This window comes from Pseudovibrio ascidiaceicola (genome assembly GCF_900114245.1).
Lineage (GTDB): Bacteria > Pseudomonadota > Alphaproteobacteria > Rhizobiales > Stappiaceae > Pseudovibrio > Pseudovibrio ascidiaceicola.
In genome coordinates this window covers 53,685-76,989 of the sequence record NZ_FOSK01000009.1, presented here as the reverse complement: position 1 = coordinate 76,989, position 23,305 = coordinate 53,685, and the positions used below count along the sequence as shown (strand labels likewise).

The 23,305-nt window shown below is 49.8% G+C and carries 22 protein-coding genes; 16 read left to right on the top strand and 6 right to left on the bottom strand.

All coding sequences use genetic code 11. From position 1 onward, the window contains the following. Together flgA and flgH are read left to right on the top strand one after the other, a co-directional pair. Positions 1 to 969: a flagellar basal body P-ring formation chaperone FlgA gene (gene flgA, locus BM231_RS17255; RefSeq protein WP_093521281.1), complete on the top strand. Its 969-nt coding sequence runs from the start codon at positions 1 to 3 to the stop codon at positions 967 to 969. Then, positions 969 to 1,730: a flagellar basal body L-ring protein FlgH gene (gene flgH / locus BM231_RS17250; RefSeq protein WP_063300903.1), complete on the top strand. Its 762-nt coding sequence runs from the start codon at positions 969 to 971 to the stop codon at positions 1,728 to 1,730. Before flgA ends, flgH begins: the two co-directional genes overlap by 1 nt. Before the next feature lie 259 nt (positions 1,731 to 1,989). Here the strand turns inward: flgH and dksA are convergent, their stop codons facing one another. Beyond that, complete coding sequence (dksA, locus tag BM231_RS17245) at positions 1,990 to 2,406, bottom strand: RNA polymerase-binding protein DksA (protein WP_057462624.1); 417 nt, start codon at positions 2,404 to 2,406, stop codon at positions 1,990 to 1,992. Between the two features lie 158 nt (positions 2,407 to 2,564). Continuing rightward, a complete protein-coding gene (locus tag BM231_RS17240) occupies positions 2,565 to 3,002 on the bottom strand; it encodes a flagellar assembly protein FliX (protein ID WP_057462625.1) in 438 nt (145 codons plus the stop codon). A gap of 249 nt (positions 3,003 to 3,251) precedes the next feature. Between BM231_RS17240 and BM231_RS17235 the strand changes: the two genes are divergently transcribed. The 4 genes from BM231_RS17235 (at position 3,252) to BM231_RS17220 (ending at position 5,853) form a co-directional block, all read left to right on the top strand. Beyond that, positions 3,252 to 4,370: a flagellar basal body P-ring protein FlgI gene (locus BM231_RS17235; RefSeq protein ID WP_057462689.1), complete on the top strand. Its 1,119-nt coding sequence runs from the start codon at positions 3,252 to 3,254 to the stop codon at positions 4,368 to 4,370. Beyond that, positions 4,370 to 4,699: a rod-binding protein gene (locus BM231_RS17230; RefSeq protein WP_093521269.1), complete on the top strand. Its 330-nt coding sequence runs from the start codon at positions 4,370 to 4,372 to the stop codon at positions 4,697 to 4,699. The genes BM231_RS17235 and BM231_RS17230 overlap by 1 nt, the downstream gene beginning before the upstream one ends. Then, positions 4,696 to 5,196 (top strand): hypothetical protein, encoded by a 501-nt coding sequence (locus BM231_RS17225; protein ID WP_063298066.1) that lies wholly within the window; start codon positions 4,696 to 4,698, stop codon positions 5,194 to 5,196. Before BM231_RS17230 ends, BM231_RS17225 begins: the two co-directional genes overlap by 4 nt. A gap of 192 nt (positions 5,197 to 5,388) precedes the next feature. Further along, positions 5,389 to 5,853: a hypothetical protein gene (locus BM231_RS17220; protein WP_093521267.1), complete on the top strand. Its 465-nt coding sequence runs from the start codon at positions 5,389 to 5,391 to the stop codon at positions 5,851 to 5,853. A gap of 232 nt (positions 5,854 to 6,085) precedes the next feature. Here the strand turns inward: BM231_RS17220 and BM231_RS17215 are convergent, their stop codons facing one another. Next, positions 6,086 to 7,705: a flagellin N-terminal helical domain-containing protein gene (locus tag BM231_RS17215; protein WP_093521265.1), complete on the bottom strand. Its 1,620-nt coding sequence runs from the start codon at positions 7,703 to 7,705 to the stop codon at positions 6,086 to 6,088. Between the two features lie 447 nt (positions 7,706 to 8,152). On the opposite strand from BM231_RS17215, the gene BM231_RS17210 reads away from it, so the two are divergent. Both BM231_RS17210 and BM231_RS17205 read left to right on the top strand, forming a co-directional pair. Beyond that, a complete protein-coding gene (locus BM231_RS17210; protein WP_093521263.1) occupies positions 8,153 to 8,608 on the top strand; it encodes a flagellar biosynthesis repressor FlbT in 456 nt (151 codons plus the stop codon). Next, positions 8,529 to 8,915 carry a flagellar biosynthesis regulator FlaF gene (locus tag BM231_RS17205; RefSeq protein ID WP_093521261.1) on the top strand — a complete coding sequence of 129 codons (387 nt, stop codon included), beginning with the start codon at positions 8,529 to 8,531 and terminating at the stop codon, positions 8,913 to 8,915. The genes BM231_RS17210 and BM231_RS17205 overlap by 80 nt, the downstream gene beginning before the upstream one ends. 34 nt (positions 8,916 to 8,949) lie before the next feature. Here the strand turns inward: BM231_RS17205 and BM231_RS17200 are convergent, their stop codons facing one another. From BM231_RS17200 to BM231_RS17190, 3 genes are read right to left on the bottom strand one after another with little or no spacing between them, the layout of a single operon-like run. After that, positions 8,950 to 10,509 carry a hypothetical protein gene (locus tag BM231_RS17200; protein ID WP_208860460.1) on the bottom strand — a complete coding sequence of 520 codons (1,560 nt, stop codon included), beginning with the start codon at positions 10,507 to 10,509 and terminating at the stop codon, positions 8,950 to 8,952. A gap of 27 nt (positions 10,510 to 10,536) precedes the next feature. After that, complete coding sequence (flgK, locus tag BM231_RS17195; protein WP_093521255.1) at positions 10,537 to 12,381, bottom strand: flagellar hook-associated protein FlgK; 1,845 nt, start codon at positions 12,379 to 12,381, stop codon at positions 10,537 to 10,539. A gap of 53 nt (positions 12,382 to 12,434) precedes the next feature. Beyond that, complete coding sequence (locus tag BM231_RS17190; RefSeq protein ID WP_093521253.1) at positions 12,435 to 14,129, bottom strand: flagellar hook protein FlgE; 1,695 nt, start codon at positions 14,127 to 14,129, stop codon at positions 12,435 to 12,437. 325 nt (positions 14,130 to 14,454) lie between these two features. Here BM231_RS17190 and BM231_RS17185 point away from each other — a divergent pair, with 325 nt between their 5' ends. The 8 genes from BM231_RS17185 to BM231_RS17150 all read left to right on the top strand — a co-directional run bounded on the left by BM231_RS17185 (position 14,455) and on the right by BM231_RS17150 (position 23,305). Continuing rightward, positions 14,455 to 15,291, top strand: a complete 837-nt coding sequence (locus tag BM231_RS17185) for an AAA family ATPase (protein WP_063298072.1) — start codon at positions 14,455 to 14,457, stop codon at positions 15,289 to 15,291. Positions 15,292 to 15,353: 62 nt separating this feature from the next. Beyond that, positions 15,354 to 15,932, top strand: a complete 579-nt coding sequence (locus tag BM231_RS17180; RefSeq protein WP_208860459.1) for a hypothetical protein — start codon at positions 15,354 to 15,356, stop codon at positions 15,930 to 15,932. Positions 15,933 to 16,334: 402 nt separating this feature from the next. Continuing rightward, positions 16,335 to 16,865 carry a SixA phosphatase family protein gene (locus BM231_RS17175; protein ID WP_063312192.1) on the top strand — a complete coding sequence of 177 codons (531 nt, stop codon included), beginning with the start codon at positions 16,335 to 16,337 and terminating at the stop codon, positions 16,863 to 16,865. Between the two features lie 93 nt (positions 16,866 to 16,958). Further along, the gene (locus tag BM231_RS17170; RefSeq protein WP_093521251.1) at positions 16,959 to 18,455 is read left to right on the top strand and encodes a YcjX family GTP-binding protein; all 1,497 of its coding nucleotides are present in this window, start codon (positions 16,959 to 16,961) and stop codon (positions 18,453 to 18,455) included. Continuing rightward, on the top strand, positions 18,452 to 19,513 hold the full coding sequence (locus tag BM231_RS17165; RefSeq protein ID WP_093521249.1) for a YcjF family protein: 1,062 nt from the start codon (positions 18,452 to 18,454) through the stop codon (positions 19,511 to 19,513). The genes BM231_RS17170 and BM231_RS17165 overlap by 4 nt, the downstream gene beginning before the upstream one ends. A gap of 84 nt (positions 19,514 to 19,597) precedes the next feature. Further along, entirely contained in the window at positions 19,598 to 20,122 is a 525-nt protein-coding gene (locus tag BM231_RS17160) for a GrpB family protein (RefSeq protein ID WP_093521248.1), read from the top strand. A 71-nt stretch (positions 20,123 to 20,193) separates the two neighbouring features. Further along, entirely contained in the window at positions 20,194 to 21,369 is a 1,176-nt protein-coding gene (locus BM231_RS17155; RefSeq protein WP_093521247.1) for a vWA domain-containing protein, read from the top strand. Between the two features lie 232 nt (positions 21,370 to 21,601). Beyond that, complete coding sequence (locus BM231_RS17150) at positions 21,602 to 23,305, top strand: DUF3011 domain-containing protein (RefSeq protein ID WP_208860458.1); 1,704 nt, start codon at positions 21,602 to 21,604, stop codon at positions 23,303 to 23,305.

Sequence of the window (23,305 nt, the reverse complement as noted above, 5' to 3'; positions counted from 1 at the left end):
ATGAGAAAGTTGGCAACCACACTCATTGCAGGACTGATGGCCCTGACAGCCAGCAGCGCATTTGCTGCCTCAATTCTGCGCCCAACGGTCAATGTAACCGGACCAGTCGTCACCATTGGTGACTTCTACACCGAAGCGGGAGAGCTGGCCCAAACACCAATCTTTCGCAGCCCGGACCTTGGCACCACTGGCAACGTTTCTGCATTGATCATCGCACAGCAGGCACAAGCCGCTGGCTTCATTCAGGCCGACACCAACGGCCTGACCACTGTGAGTGTGCACCGCCTTTCCATCCCGGTAGATGAAACACTCATCTCAGACATCCTGCGTAATGCATTTGCAGAGCGCGCAAGCGTGCAGCCGGACGAGATTGAAATCTCCTACCATTCACCACTCCCGGTGAACATGCAGGCAGACGCCAACTCCATTTCTCCGCTAACCATCGGGCACATCAACTGGTCACCGCGCACAGCACGCTTCAAAGCCATCCTCAATGTGGTGCAGGAAGGCCAGAGCAAGCCAATCTCTGTCATTGGCAACGCATCTCAGATGGTGTCCATCACCACACTGGCTCGCAATCTGGAACGCGGCACCGTCATCACAGCCAAAGACATTCGCGAGGAGCGCAAGCCAGCTTCCCGCTATGCCGGACGTGAGTTTCTTGCAGCCGCAGACCTTCTGGGAATGGAAGTGCGCCGTAACATGCGTTCTGGCTCCACCATCACCCCAAGGGATGTAAGCGCACCGATCCTCGTCAAGCGCGGCGCTAAAGTGACAGTGATCTACAAGATCCCCGGCATGAACATCACAACTCAGGGCAAAGCCAAATCTGAAGGCGGCAAAAATGACCTGATTGAGATTGTGAACCCAATTTCAAAGAAAACGATCCTTGCTGAAGTCATCGGCAGAGACATCGCCATCGTGACCACCGCGAAAACGCAGGTCGCAGCCGTATTGGAGAACCGCTGATGCCGAGAACATCTTCAGCAACCAAAATCAAACAATATGCTGCGCTCACGATTGGCCTGTTCGCACTTGTCGGCTGCGAGACAGCCGACAAACTTTCCAAGGTTGGGCAAGAACCTGTACTGACTGCGATTCAGGACCCACGCACGCAGCCTGGCTATCGTCCGGTACAAATGCCAATGCCAATTAAGGAAGTGGAGCGCTACAACGCCAACTCACTTTGGCGCACCGGCAACAGAGCCTTCTTTCAGGACCAGCGCGCAAAACGTGTTGGCGACATCGTAACGGTAAACGTCACCATTTCCGACAAAGCAGCCTTTGAGAACACCTCAAAGAGTTCGCGCAGTGATGCGAAGAATTCCGGAGCTGGTGGAGCACTCGGCGGCGCAATCAACACACTGGCGCTTCCTGCCAGCGCGTCAGCAGATGCACTCGCATCAATCAACAGCTCCGACAACTTTCAGGGCACAGGCTCTATCGACCGCACAGAAAGCCTGAAGACCACCGTCGCAGCTGTCGTGACACAGGTACTTCCCAATTCCAACCTCGTCATTGAGGGCCGTCAGGAAGTACGTGTGAACCACGAAGTCCGCGAGTTGATCGTAGCTGGCGTGGTTCGTCCGCAGGACATTGCATCCGACAACACAGTTGAGAGCACCAAGATCGCAGAGGCACGCATCGGCTACGGAGGTCGTGGCCAGATCTCTGTTGCCCAACAGCCTAAATACGGCAGTCAGGTGCTGGACATCGTGCTTCCGTTTTAAAAAAGAAATCAAAGAACCCAAAACCGCTCAATAAGCTCCCCAGCTTGAGCGGTACATAAAGCGAGCTCGGCAACATGCTCCCCAGCATGCCGGGCTCGTTTTCTTTCGTGCATCAAAACATCACACACCGATACCCGGCCATAACAAAACAAGGGAAGCACAGCTGAGCCGTGCTTCCCTCGTAAAGTCATACTTCAAGTACTAGAGCCTAAAAACTTAGGACCACAGCTTGAAAGGCGATATCCTGTCTCCCTGAGGATCAGTCATCCCGATAGATTTTCTCGCGCCGCTCATGAGCCTCTTGGGCTTCAATAGAAAGCGTTGCGATAGGTCGTGCATCCAAACGACGAACAGAGATTGGCTCGCCAGTCTCTTCACAGTAGCCGTAGGACTTGTCTTCGATGCGAGCAAGAGCAGCGTCAATTTTGGAAATCAACTTTCTCTGCCGGTCACGCGCACGTAATTCAATCGACCGATCGGTTTCAGAAGAAGCACGGTCAGCCAGATCTGGGTGATTAGTGCTTTCTTCTTGAAGCGCAGCAAGGGTCTCCTTGCTCTCTTTCAGAATATCTTCCTTCCACGCAAGAAGCTTTCTACGAAAGTACTCGCGCTGTTGGTCGTTCATGAATGGTTCATCCTGTGTCGGACGATAATCAATTGCGACATCAACTGCCATCTGAAACTCCGCCTATTTATATGGGCGGCTGGAATATAGCGAGAGGAACCTGAAACAACAATCTACTAAAAAGATGAAATTGTCTAAGAACACAATTATTCATTGTATTCAGCAACTTATGCGGTTGGAAACCTTTGTTACTATCGTAAATAGATAGGCTATTCTACGTAGTGACCCAGCTTTGCGAGCTCGATTCTTGCACGCAATTCAATATCTTCGACCACTCGGTCGAGACCGGGGTTACCACTTTTGACCTGCATGGACAGGTTACCAACAAGCCGCTCAAGGCGCTCCGGCTGCACTTTGCCTTGCAGCAAATCGATCCGCAGCGCATCTAGTTGATCCAGAAGTTTATTTCCATGCTGCACAGCGCGTTGCTTGTCATCGACCTGCACTTCCATCTGCTGGAGAGCCAGCAAAGAATCCACCCCCTGCAGCGACGGTGTAGGAACGCCAGCCTGCGACTGCGCAACGCTGGTGGTCTCTTCCTCAACAGCAAACGCACCCGCCTGCTCGCCTTCAGAACCTTTGCGACGTTTCGTGCCCACTTTACTCGTGGAGTTCAAACCAGAAACTGGAGTGCTGCGTACAAGCAAGACCTTACCCTCAGAGCTATGGAATTGGACAAAAGCTTAAACCCGAACGCATTTGCCGAGCTGATCACGTAAAACTTTACCAAGCAGGCAACAATTGCCGCATTAAAATTTGCAGTGCTTTAACTTTTATCCACCCTCTACTAAAAATACCCAGTAAATTCAGCAGGTTAAAAATTAGCAAACGCAGCACACGAACTGGCACAAAATTCGCATATTTCCTGCAAGTGTGAATTGAACAGCCGGGTACCAATGCGCTCTTTCGCAAATTTACGTAGAATCGCCGCAGCGGCACTGATCGTCCTTATGGGCGCGACCCTTCAGGGGAACGCAGCCTCACGGATCAAGGACATCACTGACTTTGAAGGCATCCGAGACAACCAGCTCATTGGCTACGGTCTCGTCGTCGGCCTTCAGGGCACAGGTGACTCTCTCAATGCCTCACCATTCACCCGGCAATCTTTGCAGGCCATGTTGGAGCGCCTCGGCGTCAACACCAACGAAGCGGACCTGAACACAAAGAACACCGCCGCCGTAATGGTAACCGCCAACCTTCCAGCATTCTCCACACAAGGCACCCGCATCGACGTCACCGTAAGCGCACTGGGCGACGCAAAGAATCTTCAGGGCGGAACACTACTGGTAACACCATTGATGGGTGCAGACGGAGAAGCCTACGCCATTGCGCAAGGTCCAGTGGCGATCGCTGGCTTTGCAGCACAGGGCGACGCCGCCTCCGTTGTGCGCGGCGTTCCAACATCTGGCCGCATTCCAAACGGCGCTCTTGTGGAGCGGGAAGTTGAATTCAAACTCTCTTCTCTCAGCACCATTCGCCTGGCCCTGCGCAACCCGGACCTGACCACATCCCGGCGCATCGCAGTTGCAATCAACGAGCTGATTGGCCTACCGACTGCAGAGCCTCTGGATCCATCCACCGTTCGTCTCACACTACCAAAACAGTTCGATGGCAACATCGTCGATCTGATCACTGATATCGAGCAGCTGATTGTAGAGCCTGATTTACCAGCCAAGATCGTGATTGACGAAAGCTCCGGCATCATCGTCATGGGTCAGCAGGTAAAAGTCTCCACCGTCGCAGTCGCCCAGGGCAACCTCACAGTCACCATCGCAGAATCACCAGAGGTGGTTCAGCCGCTACCATTCGCTCAGGGCCAAACCGCAGCAGTGCCCCGTACAGACGTGCAGGTGACCGAAGACAACAGCCAGCTCGCACTCGTCAATGAAACAATCACACTTCAGCAGCTTGTCGATGGATTGAACGCTCTGGGCATCGGCCCAAGAGATCTGATCTCCATCCTGCAGGCCATTAAAGCCGCCGGCGCCCTTCAGGCAGAAATTGAGGTCCTCTAATGCTCCAACAAGCACAACTGCCCTCACCTGCCCTGACAAGCCCAGCAGACCTGATCGCAGGCGCTAACCAGTCAGGCAAACCATCAGCTGCAAAAGACCCGCTGATGGAAAAGGCCAAGGAATTTGAAACCGTATTCCTCAATGAAATGTTGCAAAACATGTTCACCGGCCTTGATGAAGGCGGAACCTATGGAAACGGCGAAGGCTCAGAAGCGTGGAAATCCATGCTGATCAACGAGTACGCCAACACAATGTCTCAATCTGGCGGCATTGGTATTGCAGCTTCAGTTCACTCGCAATTACTACAACTTCAAGAGAACGCAGTATGACCAACCAGTACGACGCTGAAACTGTTTCAAGTACAGTATCGTTTGAAGAAGAACCCATCCAGACACGAATGCAAGCTGAGGTCTTCTGCGAAAATTTTGAAACGGCAATGGACAACCTCGTAGATATCATCGAGGCGGAAACGGAACTGCTGCGCGAAGGGCAAATTTCTGAGCTGCCAACCGTTGCCCCAAAAAAACATGCGGCGATCGAGTCATATCTCTCCGGCATCCGCGTCGCCAGCGCAAATGCCATCGCACTAGGCAATCTCGCTCCGCTGTCCATTCAACGTATGCGCGAACGCCACGGTAATCTGCGGCCAATTCTTCAAACCAACCTGCAAGTGGTCTCTACGGCACGTTCAGTGACAGACAACGTCATTGAGACCGTTGCCAAAGCGGTTGGTTCTCAAATGAAGACAAGGGGTTACGGCGCAAACGGCATGATGAGTTCGCCCCAAAGATCCGCTCAGGGCATTGCCGTTAACCAAACCCTGTAAACGGCACCATATTAAGCGTGCATATTAACGAAATAGCCTGAAGACCGCCCAGAGCCTCCCTGAGAAATAGGGGTATTTGGCGGTTTTCAGTCGCATTTCTCTAAATATTTAGTAAATTTCAAGCATTAAGATTAATCTTATTTAAGAACATTCCCCATAAAGTTGTCAGAGATTGAACACGTGGGGGACATTATGGAAATAGTCACACAACGACCGACACTCTTACATCAAGCGCTGACAACACAGGCAGCTCCGGTAAAGTCAGAGACCGAACAGGTCAAAACCGAACTCTCCGGCGCTCAGGCCGTCACCGCATCCTCTGAGTCAGAGGATAACTCAACCGCCTCCGAGAAATCATACCTCACAGATTCCCGTCTCGGCGTCATCCCTAGCAAACCTAAGGACGACCAGAGCCGCATTGAACGCGGTTACAATTATGATGAAGAGTCAGATGAGCTCATCTATTCAATGACGCAAGAGCCTGAAGGCGACGTCATTTATGAGCTGCCATCCAAAACAGCTCGCCGCATTCGCGCATTCCTGGATGAAGTTCTTCAGGCACAAGAAAAGCGCAGCCTGGGCGGTGAAGCTAAGGATATTGATCCTGCCATCTACGAAGCCAAGCAGGTCGAGCCAACACAAGCAAAGCAGGCCTAAGCCACACAGGCTTTATCTTCCCTGCAAACCAGACTTATCCCCCTTGAGCTATGCCGCCCCCGCAGCATGGCTCTTTTTTTGTCTGCCCAATGGCCACCACATAAAAACGCCCCCACCACCACAAAAACGCAAAGCAACGCACATACCAACGCAACCAACGATACTGCCAAAAAGACAAAGAAAAACGCGCCCCAAAGAGCGCGTTCTCCAAATTCTAAATCTGAAACAAAGCTTATCGGATAAGCTGCAGCACAGACTGACCAGCCTGAGTTGCCAGAGACAGAGTAGAAGTAGCAATGGAGTTCTGAGTGTTCAGAGCTGCAAGGTTTGCACCTTCCAGGTTGGAATCAGCCAGCGTCAACTTACCAGCACCAACTTCCAGAGTGCTGATCAGATCAGCAGTGAAGTCCTGACGGTTGGTTACAACAGACAGGTTCGTACCAAAGGTAGAAGCCTGAGCACGTAGGTCCAGCTGAGCCTGACGGATTTGATCGAGAGATTCTTCAATCAACTCATCGGAACCCCAACCGCGACCAGCAACTGAATCAAGGTCTTTGCCGACTACGTTTTTCGCAGCATCAGCAAACTCACCGCCACTTCCAGCTCCATCAAAGCCAAAAGTGAGATCTTGTTTACCAACATCAAGAATCAGCTGTCCGTCTTTGAAAGATGCATTAACTTCAGTCGCAACACCATCTGCAGTTTCAATTGCCGCTCGCAAATCTTCGACAGTGTTAGAATCTGTAACATCAAAATACTGACGAGCATTATCACCGTATTTGAATGAGATTCTGTCACCGTCCTCAAACGCACCAAGATCAGACAGCTTGGTATCTTTGATGTCGTAAGTACCTCTGATCTCAAGCGTATCAAGAGCTTGACCACCGGTACCAGCAGATGTTTCGTGCTCGAGTTCAACAGAGTTTTTCAGACCGGACAACGTCAACTGACCATCTACAGAAATACTTGCAGAAGCATTTTCTTCTCCAGCATCTCTCAAGGCCTGCGCGATACCATCCCCAACTTGCTGTAAGGTATTACTACCCAATGTTGTAAAGGAAACATCGTTACCATCAGCATCCTTCAGATAGTTGCCGTCAGCATCTTTGACCTTAATGACATCACCAGTCGCAATACCGGTAAAACCAGTTGCGCCAGTACCACCAACGGTTTCATCGCCATCAATTGGGGCCGGCGTACCAGCCGCATCTGTCAAGCCAGTAGTTGTCGCTGAACCGCTCTGTCCCGGAATCTGCCCTACTTCGCCGAGCGTAAATGCTTGCTTTAAGTCCCGAGCTTCGACTTCTCCAACGGTTGTCGAGATACCTTCCAACTTAAATGCAGCATCTTCTGAATCAAGATCAGTGTAATCAACTGCCCCAATGTTCAATTTAGACGAACCATCTTCATTGAACTTTACAAGCAAATCGTTACCGTCGCCACCCAGCAGGTTCTTACCTTTATAGCCAGAATCTTTAGCAATATCTTCAATCTGAGTACGCAATTCGTTGAACTCAGACGCATACTTTGCGCGTGTATCAGCATCTTTAGATTGCAGCGCTTGGTTAGCCTTACCTTTCGCCGCATCCAGAAGCTTATCAATACCCTGAATACCTTTGTCGGCAGCCTCAAGTGTAGAAACAGACTGTCCGATATCGTCTTGAAGGTTGTTCAAGTCAGATGCACGGGAATTTAGAGAGGAAGCGGTAAAAAAGGAATTCGGGTTATCTAGAGCGGAATTAACTTTCTTGCCGGTTGCAAGGCGCTCTTGGGTATCACTGATCAAAGATGCGGTGCTCTGGAGCGTGCTCAGGTTTGAGCGAACCGCAGCGGTGAGTGTAATATCAGCCATTTTATATGTCCCTTCTAGGATAATGAATGACCCTTCCTGGGTCACAAACGCAGCAAATAATTACTGAGTTTTAGTTGGGTACAATTACCCGTCCTGCGAGTAAAGAGGGAACGTGTTAACAAGCGCTTAATAAATCAGGGATTGCAGCAACCACACTCATCAGCTCGCGAATAAATTCAATTTTATATAATTAAGTCAAAAACTTACTCAACAACGGCAGCTAGACACCTACGTAATATTGTCTGTGCATATTTTCGCCTATTTCTACCTTCACAGCCCACCCAATGGCTTAAGCTGCCATGTATCAATTGGCGACTCTACATATTCAATTCAGAAGAGCTCTAAACTTAAGCAAAATTAGAAATAAATCGCTGAATAACTCGTAAGATTTAACTAGATTAACCTTTTGGTTGCCATCATAGTTAAGAGTGCTTTGAAGGAGGCTGCATGGCACTGAAGGTCGAATTAAAACCCGGAGAAAAGTTGATTGTTGGTGAGACACTTATCACTAACGATAAGCAACGTGCACGATTTTTCATCCAAGGAGATGCGCCTATTCTCCGAGAGAAGGATATCCTTCTGCCGGAAGACGCCAGCACCATGGCACAGCAGGTCTATCTTGCAGTGCAGGTCATGTATTTAAAGCAAGATATCACGGTTACACAGAAAGAGTATTTCGACGTGATCGGAAAGATCTTGCAGGCCGCACCAAGCACACGCGACCTTATCAGTGATATTAGCCAAGCAATATTGCAGGAAGAGCTCTATCGCGCCCTGAAGCTCGCCAAGAAATTGATTGAATATGAAAGGACTTTGATAAGTCATGTATCAACAAGCAACTCAGGCATATCAGCAGTCCGCAAACACCTCGGCCTCAGCGGATCCGAGGACTCTGGAAGCTGAAGCCCTGATGAAAGCAGCAGCACGCCTTTCTGTGCTGCAACGTGAGTGGGATACAGTTTCACGCGAAGAACGGAATGAAACACTCATATTCAATCGCACACTTTGGACAATTTTTGTAACCGAAGCCACCGCAGAGTACAGCGAGCTGCCTCTGGATCTTCAGAATAACATCGCAAATCTGGCTCTGTTTATGTTCAACAGAACCATGGAAATGATGGGTGGCGCGGAACCAGAAGCATTAGAGACAATGATCAACATCAACAAGTCTCTAGCATCTGGATTAAGAGGCCAAAAGGCAAACGTATAATAACAAAAAGCCTCCGATTTACGGAGGCTTTTTGTTATCTCAAGAAGTCAGTAATTGTTAGATTTAACAGTATAGACGTTGCCTGAAACGAGGCATCTAAATCTGTTTTTAGCACGGCTATCTCAGTACCAACTTCTGTTTTGTCAACATTTTCAAGCGAAGTCAGCGTGTTATGATAGGTCAGAGACGCTTGCTTTTGCCTCTCAGCAGTGCGTTTCACAGTTGTGTTCACCACCGACATCTCAGAGGCAACACTTTGAATGCCTGAATTTCGGTCACCAGCAAAAGAAAGCGCATCATCACTCTTCTGCGCTAACGAAGCATAATACGATTTCGCAACAGCCTCACTCCCAGCATCATCTGGTATCTCTGCTGTAAAGTCTGCTGCCACAAACACAGCTAGGTTCTGCAACTGCTCAGAAAACGCAGACTCATTAGCGCGTGCACCATATTCCACGCGCACATTGTCATCAATCTGAACAACCTTGTCTGAGCGCGGATCATCAGAGTTCTCGGTACCGGTATACCAATCAACCAGAAGATCTGGTGCGGTCTCATAACCAGAACCATCGGCTTTCGGCACCTTCGCCGCCGGATCAGTACGTCCGTGATTGCCAAAAAACTCCTCACCAGCCTGAACATCAGCAACCGCACGAAGCTCAGTCTTGGCAATATCACCAATCGCCTTATCAAAAGCCGCCTGGGCATTCTGGGCACTTTCCAGAGTAGGATTAGCGCCCGTCCCAATCAAAAACGTTCCTTCACCTGCATCAGGATCATCCGTTGCAGTCAGCTTAACAATGGATTTACTTCCATCAGGAAGCTCCAGCTCAACCTCAATGGTATCCCCAACCGCCGGGGTGTCATTGAACGCAAAGGCTCCCTTTTTCCCTTCAGGATTAAGCGGATCCGTCAAATCTTCAGGAGTAACCGTTGCTGCAACATCAGCAGAGGATGCAGAAACAGAAGTAATCTCAAAACCAAATCCCTCAACATTGTCTTGTTGAAGAGTCAGAGTAGGAACACCGAGTGGGCTCGTTACGCTCGACTCGATGCGGCCATTTTCAGATGCACCAACATGAGCATTCTCATAACGCTTCATGAGCTCCTTAAGCCCAAGCTTACCGCCCTGCCCGTCCATTATGGCATCAAGTGAGGCAACGGGTGGCTCAGTCGCGTCCTTGCCACCAAACAGATAGTATCCATTCACTTCAGAATTCAGCTGTGAGATGGTCTCATGCAGCATAATCTCGGTCGCTTGCTGACTGGTCGTCTGACCGTCGGTAGTCAGCGTGTAGTTGTTCTCATCAATTGCACTCACACTTTCAGAGCGCATTTTCTCCATATGCTCAAGAGACTTACCCATTAAGTCGAGCTGGATACTCGCAATCGCATTAGAGTCTTCATAAACCTCAATATTCGAAATCTCACGGCGCAGCTCCAAAGCCATGCGAGAATCTGAGCTAATGCCACCATAGGTTTGCGACTTCAGTCCAGAAGTCAGCTGAATAGACTTATTCTCCAGCTGCGTCTTTTGCTGCATAAGGAGATCAAGCATATAGCTATGAGATTTAGAATAACCGATTGTATTCATTTGAATAACTCAATTCCTAAAGCAGCATCATGCGATTCTAAAAAGTGTATCATACATTTCATCGATAGCAGATAAGACACGAGCGTTCGCAGCATAAGCATTCTGTAATTCAGTCAGCTTAACGAGCTCTTCATCTACGTCGACCTTATAACTGTTTTCATAAGCGTTCTTAGCAATGCTCGTGACTGCTTTTGAATTACTCGCAGCTGACGTTGCCGCACTCGCAATCTGACTTTGCTTGACCACAGTCTCAATGCCAAAGTCAGAGATCGTCCCAACATATGGAGCATTCTTCGCTCCGATCCCCGAGCTAGGCGCATACGTATATTCGGTCTCAGTCAGTCGACTTTTCAGGAGGTTTGCACGCTCGGAGCTCTGCTTGTCTGGCTCACCCGCTAAAAGGCTTGGATCATCAACAATAGCTTTGTTGACAGTCATCCGTTGCGCAAAGCCGGTCTTCTGACCACCATCTTCCAGCGCTCCAGTATAAGGTCCGCCGTCTCCCTTAGTGTCTACAAAAAGCGGGATCTCAGCACCATCAGCAGCGGTAACAGTCCGCGTATTTTTCGCTGTAAGACCAGTAATCTCAATAGTCCCTGGGCTGGTCGGAGACAGAACTTTCAACTCACCAGCAGCATCAACGGAAACATCAAACCCAGCACCCAGAGCACTGGAAATCTGACTTTCCAGTGCAGTCGAAGTTGCCGGAATTACAATACCATGCACAATGTCATTGGAGTCTGCAGTTACATCCGAAGAAAGCGGAAGCAAACTTGGGTCAGTCACAGCAACGAAAGTGACCTTCCGACTTTCTCCGTTAACATCAAACTCAAGCTCAATCGTATCGCCAGAAGATTGCAGTTTGGACGTATCAACGCTCAAACCCGTTGCTGCGGGTGGTGCCCCACCATCATCAGCGGCAACACCTTCAGACGTCTGCTGCGACAAAGACAGCGCCATCTGACTTGCAAGCTCATCCAAACGCGCCTGCGTCTCTGGAAGGGTATTATCCCGCAGCTCCACGAGCGCACCCATACTACCGCTCTTCAGGTCAAATGTTGAAAGCTCCATAACAGCGCCAGACTGCGACTTTACTTCAATCGGATTACCTTCAACACCGACGCCAAGCGTAGGGCGCGGAGTAAACTGTAACTCTGATGCGCGATCGTTGTATAACGTGGTTCCGGATTTAGTTGATATGCGTAGCAAGCCATCGTTGTCCTGCTTGATTTCAACATCCATCTTTTCAGTCAAAGCTTCCAGTTGCCGGTCCATCTGATCATGCAAATGGACCGTTTCCCGACCTGCAGAACGCTCAACAACAATGGTGTCTTCCAGACTCTCAATTTCTTTGAGGATGGAATTGACCTGCGTTACTTCATCAGCAATTCCAGCATCAGCATCGCGGCGCATTTCCTGCACTTGCTTGGCTGAATTATTGATGCTTCTGGAAAGCTCTTCAGCTGCATTTACAGCCACTTCCTGCGCGCTTTGAGAGCTGGGATCTGTCGCTAACGATGTCAGCGCATTTGTGAAGTTGTTCATCAAACTCGGAATTGAGCTGGGATCTCCAACCTTCCCAAACATCTGATCAAGCTGCGTGATATATTCGTTGTATTGAGTAGCATAAGCCGTATCACTCAGGCTTTCCCAATAAGCAGACTGGAGTTGGGTATTAACTTGTCGTTGAACTTGATTGGTCAGAACGGAAGATGATGACGTCGACGTATTGTGAACTTCTGTGCCCACGATTGTCTTAAGCGTATAACCATCTACATTCGCGTTGGCGACATTCCTCGATGTAACCGCAAGCTGCGCCTTCGTAAGCGACAATCCCGACATAGCCGCATTCAAAGCTGCTCCGAGACCCATACCCTATACTCCCTAAGGCAACGAGGTAGGCAATAGCCTACCCCAACACCAATTTATCGAACGATATTAAGAACTGAATCCAGCATTTGGTTTGCTGTCGACAAGACTTTCGAGTTCGCCGAGTAGGCCTGTTGAGTGATGATCAACTTCGAGAACTCCTTGGCAATGTCAGCATTCGAGCTCTCTAGCGCTTTCGCTCGGATCGTACCTCCGTTCCTGAAATCTGGTTCACCAGAAGTAGAGGTCTCGGAAAACGCAGCACCATCAACACGCTGAAGCTCTTGCTCAGCAGCAAAAGTTGCAATCGGAATTTTAAAGAGTTTCTGGGACTTATCGTTGGAATACTTCCCGATCACATTGCCTTCCGCATCAACAGACACATCTTGCAGCTTCCCTGACGGGAATCCATCTTGCGACGTACCAATGTTGGACGCACCACCAATCACATCTTCGTACTGCGTCAAGTCATTGAGACCGAATTTGAAAGTAATGTCGCCCATACCAACGCCATTGACTTCAAGGTCGGGAATATCAACCAAGCCAGAAGCAGGTGACGTTAAACGACCAGCGGCATCAAATGACATGTCACTGACCTTTTTCCACGCCACTTCATCGCCAGTTGCCTTGGTATTCGTGTTGTAGAAAAGCGACCATTTATTCTCTGCATTGAGAGCCCAGCGCAACTCGACATTTACCGGTGTACCATTTTCATCGTAAACAGTTTCCTGCCCACCTGCGACAGAGGATTGAATAAAATCATCTGCCTTGTCACCGGTAACAACATTCGGATCATATGTACCAGTTGTGGCGAGAGGCTGCGGAGCAAAGTCCATATCTAGCTGACTACCTGAAGAAGGCATTGTTCCAGCCTGATCAATCGTTAAGGTCTCGAAGGATGAAATTTCAATCTCACCACTTGAATTGATCTGGGCTGTCACTCCGTGCATCCCATTCAACTTATCAAGTAGATCCTGAACCGTTGTATTGGCGTCAATATCAAACACTTCAGGATCATGCTGTCCCACCTTCAATGTCAACACACTATCAGGTTTAAACTGGTTTGATGGCAACAACTTACTTTCTGCCGTCAGCAATGTTGCGGTAGGGGAACCATCATCATTCAAAGCAAGTGTTGATTGTGGGTCAGGACTGGAGAACACGCTCAAATCAACATACTGCGAGTTTACTGCACCATCCGTCTTTTGATAATTCGCAGTTGTCGGCTTGGATGGTAGGTTTGCTTGATAATTAATCTGCGTAGATGGTTGCGCCGGCATCGGAGCATCAGACACCTGAATTGGTACTGCACGATCACTCACGGCACCCGTCGCTGGATTAATCGGATAGCCCTGCAAAAAGTAGCCAGCAGAGTTAACTAGATTACGCTCCGTATCCAACTCAAAATCACCAGCACGCGTATAGTAGCTCTCAGGTGTCTCTTGGTTTAGGCCATCTCTATTGGTTACCAGAAAATACCCTGGCCCATTGATCGCCATATAGGTATTGCGGTCAGCAGACGTGATATCACCAGATAGATAGTTGGTGGCTCGCGAAGTTGCGATCACGGTACCTGAAACTTGCTCAGCCTGTCGGCTACCAGTACTGGAAACGAGATCAGAAAAACTTGTGTCCAGCCGCTTGTAACCAGTGGTCGAGGAGTTCGCCACGTTACCGGAAATATTCTCCAACGCCTTGGACTGCGCGTCCAGACCAGTCGTTGCAGAGTTGATAGCACCATAAATACTCATCGAGCCCACCTAGAATTCAAATTCGCTCATGCTTGCGCAGATCTTTGATCACTAGAAGCAACTTACGTGCCAAACTAAAAAACTCAATTTACTCAACCATTTCAATAATTTACAATTTTAACTTATTGTTAAACATAGGATTTTCTGCCCGAGCCCGGCAAATAACTCGCCTTACCCGGCACATAATTCCCAGAGAGGTAAAAGAAACCGAGCAGAGATCGAAACCACTAGATAAGCCCAATGACGCAACACTGCAGGGATTGCCCATTGCCTATCGAGAGATTAGTGTTTTCGCCAAATCACGATACTCAAGCAGGATTTAGCGATGAAATTTCAAGGGACCTCCCAATACGTTGCCACAGAAGATCTTCGGATCGCAGTCAACGCAGCTATTACCCTTGAGCGCCCCCTGCTTGTAAAAGGCGAACCCGGAACCGGCAAAACTGTCCTAGCGCAGGAAATCGCTCAGAGTTTAGGCGTCCCATTCCTTGAGTGGAACGTTAAATCGACCACAAAAGCGCAGCAAGGCCTTTACGAATATGACGCCGTATCTCGCCTTCGCGACAGTCAGCTTGGCGATGAGCGCGTAAAAGACATTCGCAATTACATTCGCAAAGGCAAGCTCTGGACCGCTTTTGAAATGAATGAACGTCCGGTTCTACTGATTGATGAGATTGATAAAGCCGACATTGAGTTCCCGAACGATCTGCTTCAGGAACTGGATCGTATGGAATTCTTTGTTTACGAGACTGGTGAGACTATCAAAGCGAAACAGCGCCCGATCGTGATCATCACCTCAAACAATGAGAAAGATCTTCCAGACGCATTTTTGCGCCGTTGCTTCTTCCACTTCATCAAGTTCCCAGACGCAGAAACAATGACTGAGATCGTCAATGTGCATTTCGGTGAAATCAAAGATCGCCTGCTTAAAGAAGCACTCAACGCGTTCTATAACCTCAGAGATTTGCCGGGCCTGAAGAAAAAACCATCAACTTCAGAGCTTCTGGATTGGATTAAGCTGCTTCTGAACGAAGACATTGATCCGGAAACACTCCGCGAAACCGAAAACCGGAAAATCATCCCGCCATTGCACGGTGCACTTCTCAAGAACGAGCAGGACGTTCATTTGTTCGAGCGCCTCGCCTTTATGAACCGCCGTTGATGCCTGCATTGCCTGGCTTGAAAATGAAGCAAAACAATAAAACCAGTTTTTTGAGTCAGCGCATGCTTATCAATGCATCAAGAGTACTTTTCGCAAGCTGCCTGCTTTTATCTGGCGGCTTTCTTGCCCAGGCAAACAGTACCATCTCAGAAAGTCTTCTTTACCAGCCGCATACCCTGCACAACGGCTGGCGCAAAGATGTGGACGCCCTCACGCACTTCACCGGCATGTTCTGCCCGGACTATATCAGTAAGCTCTCTAGATCAGCTCTCGTTCCCAATCTGAAAGAACTCGGTATCGGCTGCATTTACGAAACCGAAAACGGCGAGATCAAAGTCATTTTCCGCCGGCACAAAAAAGACACGGCAACAGCTCTCATAAACAACTTCAAAAGCGGATACAGTCAAAGCCATTTCAAACCGCTGGATCTGAAGACACCGCAAAACGAAGTTGCATTCCGAACCGAAACAACAATGCGGATGGGACGCGTCGAGAGCTTCACTGCCTATGCAGCACCAAGTGCGGACTACACGGTCTGGGCATCCATTTCAGATGATCTCCCTGTCAGCGAACTTGAGAAGATCCGAGCGCTATTCAAAAAGCTCACTCTTCGCGTCGAACAGGAACAGCGCCGCAACTAACGCAGCGCAGCCATATTGGCAGATCGCCCAACGCACTTACATCAGTGCAATGCACATATTAAGACACATAGCAGCACAAGCGACCAGCACAGTTGGCTAAACCATTATGCCAACTAAATATCCTGTCAGTACCACTGAAAAGAACTCAATTACGAATGCATGCATCACTTATAAATATTTCAGTAATTGTAAGCTAAAAACCCCATACTATTAGGGGAATACTATCACCTTCCAAATTCAATCGAAAACATGTAGGTTTCAAACAGAGACAAAGCAAGTAACAAACAAACAAGTCCATACAGTTATGCTGCATCGCAATATCGCACAGCAGCACAAATACAACTTAGAATGTTTCTACCTCTTAGGAACATAAAGTAATAAAGTATATCTGGAGGATAACATATGCTTCGCCTGATGCTGTTACGCCATGCAAAATCCGACTGGAGTGACGAGGGTGCTCACGATCATGATCGTTCCCTTAACACCAGTGGTTGGAAAGCCGCAGCAAGGGTTGGAGCCCACATCCACCAACATCATATGCATCCAAAACTGATCTTATGCTCTACGGCTCTGCGGACACGGCAAACACTCATGGAAGTGATGCCATACCTACGAAATGATACGCGCATTCAACTACTCAGGGATCTCTATAATTCCAGCGAAGGCGACTACATTGATGCGATCCGCGCCTATGGCGGTGGTTTCGACACAATTCTTATCGTCGGGCACAACACAGCCATTCAGGACACGGCCCTTGAACTCACAGGAAAAGGCAACCCTGAGTACATACACCAGATGCAATCCAAGTACCCAACCGGAGCACTCGCTGTAATCGACTTTGAGGAACACCGCTGGTCAGAAATTGAATGTAAGAAAGGAAGGATCGTCTCATTCTTCCAACCTCGGCACCTACAGGCTGTTTCAGGCTCCTGACTAGGAAAATTTTGCGCAATACCACATTTATTGGCGTATTTACGATTGCATTCCTCCAAAGAACGCACCACATCGTTCCTTGGAGGATGATCTGTGAGCCCACTGAATTCATTATTTAAAAACGCTAAGCTGGCCCTGACTGATGCACAAACAGCATTGGACAATTTGACTGGGTCTGCAATTGATCTGACAGTCCCCACGGTCCGCTTGGGTGTAACCGGATTAGCACGTTCCGGGAAGACTGTCTTTATCTCAGCCCTCGTTCACAATCTCATTGCCGGAGGTCGTCTGCCCTTGCTGGATGCTGCAGGTACAGGCCGGCTTGCACGCGCATATCTTCAGCCCCAGCCCGATGACAACGTCCCGCGCTTCAACTATGAGCAGCATGTCGAGACACTGACAAAAGATCGCCTTTGGCCTGAGTCCACACACCAAATCTCCGAACTCCGCCTGACCATTGAATACGAGTCAGCCACATTCCTGAACCGTCAATTAGGCGGTGGCAAACTACACCTCGACATCGTGGACTACCCTGGTGAATGGCTTCTCGACCTTGTTCTGCTACGACAGGATTTCCGGCAATTCTCCGAGGAAGCCCTGAAACGCGCTAAAGCAAGGCCAGATTTGTCTGAAGAGTTCCTGTCAACACTCGCGCGCTATCAAGATAAACTGCACGATGAGTTTTCAGAGGACATTGCAAGGGGTCTGGCAAACACCTTCACCACCTATTTGAGCCGCTGCCGAGATGATGAAAACGCGCTTTCCATGCTGCCACCTGGTCGCTTTCTCATGCCCGGCGATATGAAGGGCACACCAGCCCTCACCTTTGCCCCGCTCAATCTGGGTGACACGCAGGTCAAACCCAAAGCAGGCACACTCCTCGCCATTATGGAGCGCCGCTATGAGGCCTATCGCAAGCATGTGGTGAGACCGTTCTTTAAAAACCACTTTGCCAAACTGGATAGACAGATTGTGCTCGTGGACGCACTCACAGCAATCAACGCCGGACCCGAGGCACTGGACGATTTGAGCGGTGCCCTCACTGAGATTATGGGTGCTTTCAGACCCGGCAAAGCAAGCTGGCTGTTCTCAATAGTCTCTCGCAAGATTGACCGCATTTTGTTTGCAGCCACAAAGGCAGATCATCTGCGACGCGAGGATCATGATCATTTGGAATTACTCCTCAAACAGCTGGTTGAACGCGCAATCAATCGCGCAGAATTCTCTGGAGCTTCAGTTGAAACACTCGCCCTTGCATCCGTAAGAGCCACTCGTCAGGCAACCGTCCACCAAGATGGCGCAGAAACTCCTGCGCTCCTCGGCACTCCAATGCCAGAAGAAACCATCGGTGAGATGAAGTTTGACGGTGAAGAAGAAGCCGCTATTTTTCCCGGAGACCTTCCTGACGATCTTGGTGACCTGTTCTCCACCGAGCAAAACCATGACACACCAGAAGACCAGACCGCATTGAAGTATGTACGCTTCCGCCCTCCAAAGCTGGAACGGACAGCAGAGGGATTAACCTTATCCCTCCCTCACATCCGCCTAGACAGTGCAATGGAGTTCTTGCTGGGAGACAAACTCGCATGACCATCAAGAAGACACAGCAACATAAGCCTCAGGCACGCCGCGCACCGAAAGCATTCAAACTGGATGACAGCTCCGTCCGGTTGGAGGGAGAGTTTGCGCAGGAACCACTTTCTTCTGAAGCCGTTGTGTCAGAAGAAGACGAAAACGCATTGGCCCTGCCACAAAACAATGTGGCGCCAGAGCCGAAGCCTATAAAGAGTCGCTGGAGCAAGATCATCGCCATTGGCGGTGGTGGCCTGGTCTCGCTTGCCGTTGGTCTGGCAGTAGATAGCCTGATCAGGGATCTCTTTGCCCGCTATGACTGGTTGGGCTGGACAGCTGTTGGCCTCACCGCTCTCGGCTTTCTCGGACTGATCGGTTTGTTCTTCAAAGAATGGCGAGCACTCTCTCGTTTGGAGCAAATCGACCATATACGCGATGACCTCCAAACCGCAGCAGACAATGATAGCGATAAAGAAGCCCGTGCAGCTCTACAAAAGCTAATGGCACTCTACGCAGACCGTCCGGAAACAGCTCATGGCCGTGCTCAACTCAAAGGTCATATGCAGGAAATCATTGATGGGAGAGATCTCGTCAAGCTGGCAGAACGGGAGCTGATGGCCCCGATGGATGCCCGCGCGCGCTTAATCGTCATGGAAAGCGCAAAGCGTGTTTCTGTAGTTACCGCACTTTCACCCCGTGCACTCGTTGATATCCTGATTGTTCTTTATGAGAACCTGCGCATTGTCCGCCGCATCTCTCGCCTCTACGGAGCTCGTCCCGGCGCGTTCGGTTTCTGGCGCTTATCACGAGATGTAGCAGCTCATCTGGCCGTCACAGGTGGCATGGCAGCAGGAGATAGCCTGCTGGAACAGTTCATTGGTCAGGGATTAGCGGCAAAACTTTCCGCCCGCCTTGGCGAAGGATTGGTCAACGGTTTCCTCACAGCACGCATTGGCGTTGCAGCAATTCAAACCTGCCGCCCCACACCATTCATCGCCACAAAAGGCCCGTCGCTAACAGAGCTCATGAGCGAGATCACGAAATCTGCCCCAGATGAGATTGTCGACCAAGATTAACGAATATCTCACGCCAGCCCTGTGCTTCCCCCAATCTCTTGGTATGCTCAAAGGACTGGCAAAACAAAGGCGGCAGACACAGCTATGATCACACGCAAAGTCAAAGTGGTAGATGCACAAGACGACTGGGCCGAAGAGTTCCTGCTGGAGCAAGAAATTTTGCGTGAGCTGCTCGGAGATATTGTCGAAGACATTCACCACATTGGCAGCACCTCCGTACCAGCCCTTGCTGCCAAACCAATTATCGACATCCTGCTGGAAGTCTCCAGCATCCCAGCACTCGATGCTCAATCTGCAAAGCTGATCAATCTCGGCTATGTTGCCAAAGGCGAGAACGGTATTGAAGGCCGCCGCTACTTCGAAAAAGGCGGAGACGACCGCACCCACCACCTCCATGCGTTCAAATCAGGAGATCCACACGTCTACCGGCATCTGGCCTTTCGTGATTACCTGAAAGCACACCCTGACGTTCGCGAGAAATACGCCCACCTGAAGAAGAAAACGGCACAGGAGGTCAACGGAGATGTCGAAGCCTATCGCCAAGGCAAGAATGATTTTGTTGAACTACATCTAGCCAAAGCAATTGACTGGGCAAGAGGCTCTTATTGATCCCTATGCTTTTGCCTAAGGTATCAATTGCACTCTCGACACTGCACCGCTCAATCGCATAATGTGACCCCATGTTTATTCAGTTTTTCGAAGAGCTAAAATCCGCTGGTCTACCCGTATCCGTTCGCGAATATCTCACGCTTATGGAAGCGCTGGACGTTGATCTGGCCGGCAAGCGTGTAGAGGATTTTTACTTCCTTGCCCGCGCAACATTGGTCAAAGATGAATCCAACCTGGATAAGTTTGATCGCGTCTTTGGTCACACGTTCAACGGATTGGACCTGATGAGCGAAGTGGCAACCACAGACATTCCAGAGGAGTGGCTGCGCAAGCTCACAGAAAAACACCTTTCTGAAGAAGAGAAGAAGCTTATCGAATCCATGGGCGGCTTTGAAAAGCTCATGGAAACACTTCAAAAACGGTTGGAAGAACAGAAAGAGCGCCATCAGGGCGGCAACAAATGGATCGGGACAGGCGGCACATCCCCATTCGGCGCGTATGGCTACAACCCTGAAGGCATTCGGATTGGACAGGATGGCAGTCGCCATCGCCGTGCCGTCAAGGTTTGGGACAAGCGCGAGTTCAAGGATCTGGATGACACGGTTGAACTGGGCACCCGCAACATCAAGGTTGCCCTGAAGCGCCTGCGTAAATTCGCCAGAACCGGAGCAGCTGATGAGTTGGATCTGGACAACACCATCAAATCCACCGCCCACAAAGGCCTGCTCGACATCCAAATGCGCCCGGAACGGCGCAACTCGGTCAAAGTACTTTTATTCTTCGACATCGGCGGCTCAATGGATGATCACATCCGCGTCTGCGAAGAACTGTTCTCTGCTGCCAAAACCGAGTTCAAGGTGATGGAATACTTCTACTTCCACAATTGCCTCTATGAGTTCGTCTGGAAAAACAATCACCGCCGCCACACAGAGCGCATCAACACGATGGACGTGCTCCATAAATATCCAAGCGATTACAAAGTGATCTTCATTGGCGACGCTTCAATGAGCCCCTATGAGATCACTTATCCCGGCGGTTCAGTCGAACATTGGAACGAAGAAGCAGGCAACGTCTGGGTAAAACGCGTGACAGACCTTTATCAAAAAGCAGTCTGGCTCAATCCGGTAAGGGAAAAGCATTGGGATTACACCCATTCCATCGGCATGATGAAAGAGTTGTTTGACCATCGCATGTACCCTCTCACTCTGGAAGGTATGGATTCCGCCATGAAGGAACTTGTGCGCTAGAGCGTGTTCCGCTTGATTGGTTTCAATCAAACGACACAACGCATTTAACCTCCCCTTTTTGTAATTTTACAACTAGACTGCAAGTAGCATTGAGATCTAGACAGCAACCGCGCTTGGCAAAAAGCATGCTTCACACCTATTTTGGAGTAGAAGCTGCAACACGCTTTCAGCTGGGCGCAAGCTGATTGCGTTAGGCAACAAGTGCACCAGAAGGGCTAAGAGAGGCTATGCTGTGAGCAAATCTATTTTGTGGCAACTGTTTACAAGGACATCGGCAGGCACCATCGCCTTCATTGCACCGTTCCTTGCTGCCAATGCCAACGCGACAACAATTCCGCCCATTAACTCGCTTATTCCAGCGCTCATAATTGAAAGCTGCCTCGACAAAACCGATGTAGCTTTGGACAGCCCGGAATTCATCGATTGCCTGACCAACACCCTCACCAGACAACCTGAGGGCGATAACATACATAGCAGCGATCCGACGCACAGGCCTTCAACTGCAAACCATATCGCCAACACACCAGATCGTCTTGATGGCACCAACGTGGTTGTTTGCGCTTCTGAGAATGCTGGCTACACCAAATGCAAGATCTCGAACGCCAACCGCAATTACGTCCAGTTGCTGCGCCAGACCTCCTCAGCGCTCTGCAAACTCAATGAAAGCTGGGGCGTCGTCCCGTCACATCTTTGGACGGATAAAGGCTGTTCTGGCATCTTCTATGTTGGCAACAAACCGTACGCTCGCAAAACCGTAAATACGGTAAGTGCCAGTTCGTCTTCGCTAAAGAAACAGATCAAGTCCGCCAGCTCAGGTGGTGTGATCACCCCCATTCCGCAACTTCCTGAATTTACGAAGGACGGATGGCGTAAATGTGCCCTTGAATTTCAAGTCTGTGAGTTACCTTACGCGACAACGGTTCGCTTCGGCAGACCCGGCGCGTTTTATGAAAAGACCGCGAAAGGTGATGTTCATTGCCGGACTGACTTCTTCGGAGACCCAGATCCTGCCGCAAGAAAAGCATGTTATTACAAGCTGAAGCGGGATAGCACATCTCCACAGGCAGCACCTCCAACGCAGGTTGTGACACAAGACTTACCGCCATTGAAAAACAGCCAGATCGCACCGGAAGATGACCTGGTAATCAATGTAGCCGAACCACTCTGGAAGGCCCGCCGCGCTTGCTCAACACTGGGCAGTAAGATCATTGCGACCAAGAACTCCCTTTCAGAGCTGCCGCCTGTCTATCTGGGCCTCGGCACCTTCACCAATCAGCAGATAAACCAGAAACCGGTACTGGTACGAACAGGAGACAAGCTCGCGGGCCGCGGTGTCTACCAAAGTCAGGGCATGTACGTGCCCTTCAACTTCTCCTGCGCCCTCAACAGCAACGGAAGAGCGGCTCAACATTTTGTTTTCCATGAGCAAAACACAGACCTCATAACACAAGACCTTCTGCCAAATCCCGACAAGTTCCTTCAGGAAAAGGCTCCATTGAATGGATTTGACGGTCCTTATGTCTGGGTGTCAGGCCTCCCAACCGGTGCAGGCGACAAGAGCGCCGTTTTGGTCCATGGCGTGCCAGAAACAGACGACACAGACTTTTATGCCCGCTGCCTAGCTGGAAGCGGTGATATCGAGATCATGTTTCAGTCAACCGTTCCTGCACTCCAGGAAGGCGATAGTATCCTGATTTCGCTAAGCACGAGACGCTTCAAGGAAAGCTATGTTGGCGTTGGCAGTTCGTTGAATCAGGAGGCCGGTGTTTCCCTGCCACTCCTCACTTTGAGTAATGGCTCCTCACTCTGGAACCGAATGGCACGAGACAACGAGTTGAAGATCAATCTGGGCGGCTATGCAATCTACAATGTGAGCCTCAAAGGCAGCGCCAAGCATGTTCGCGATTTCATCCGCGCATGCGGCGCAAGCAAGTAA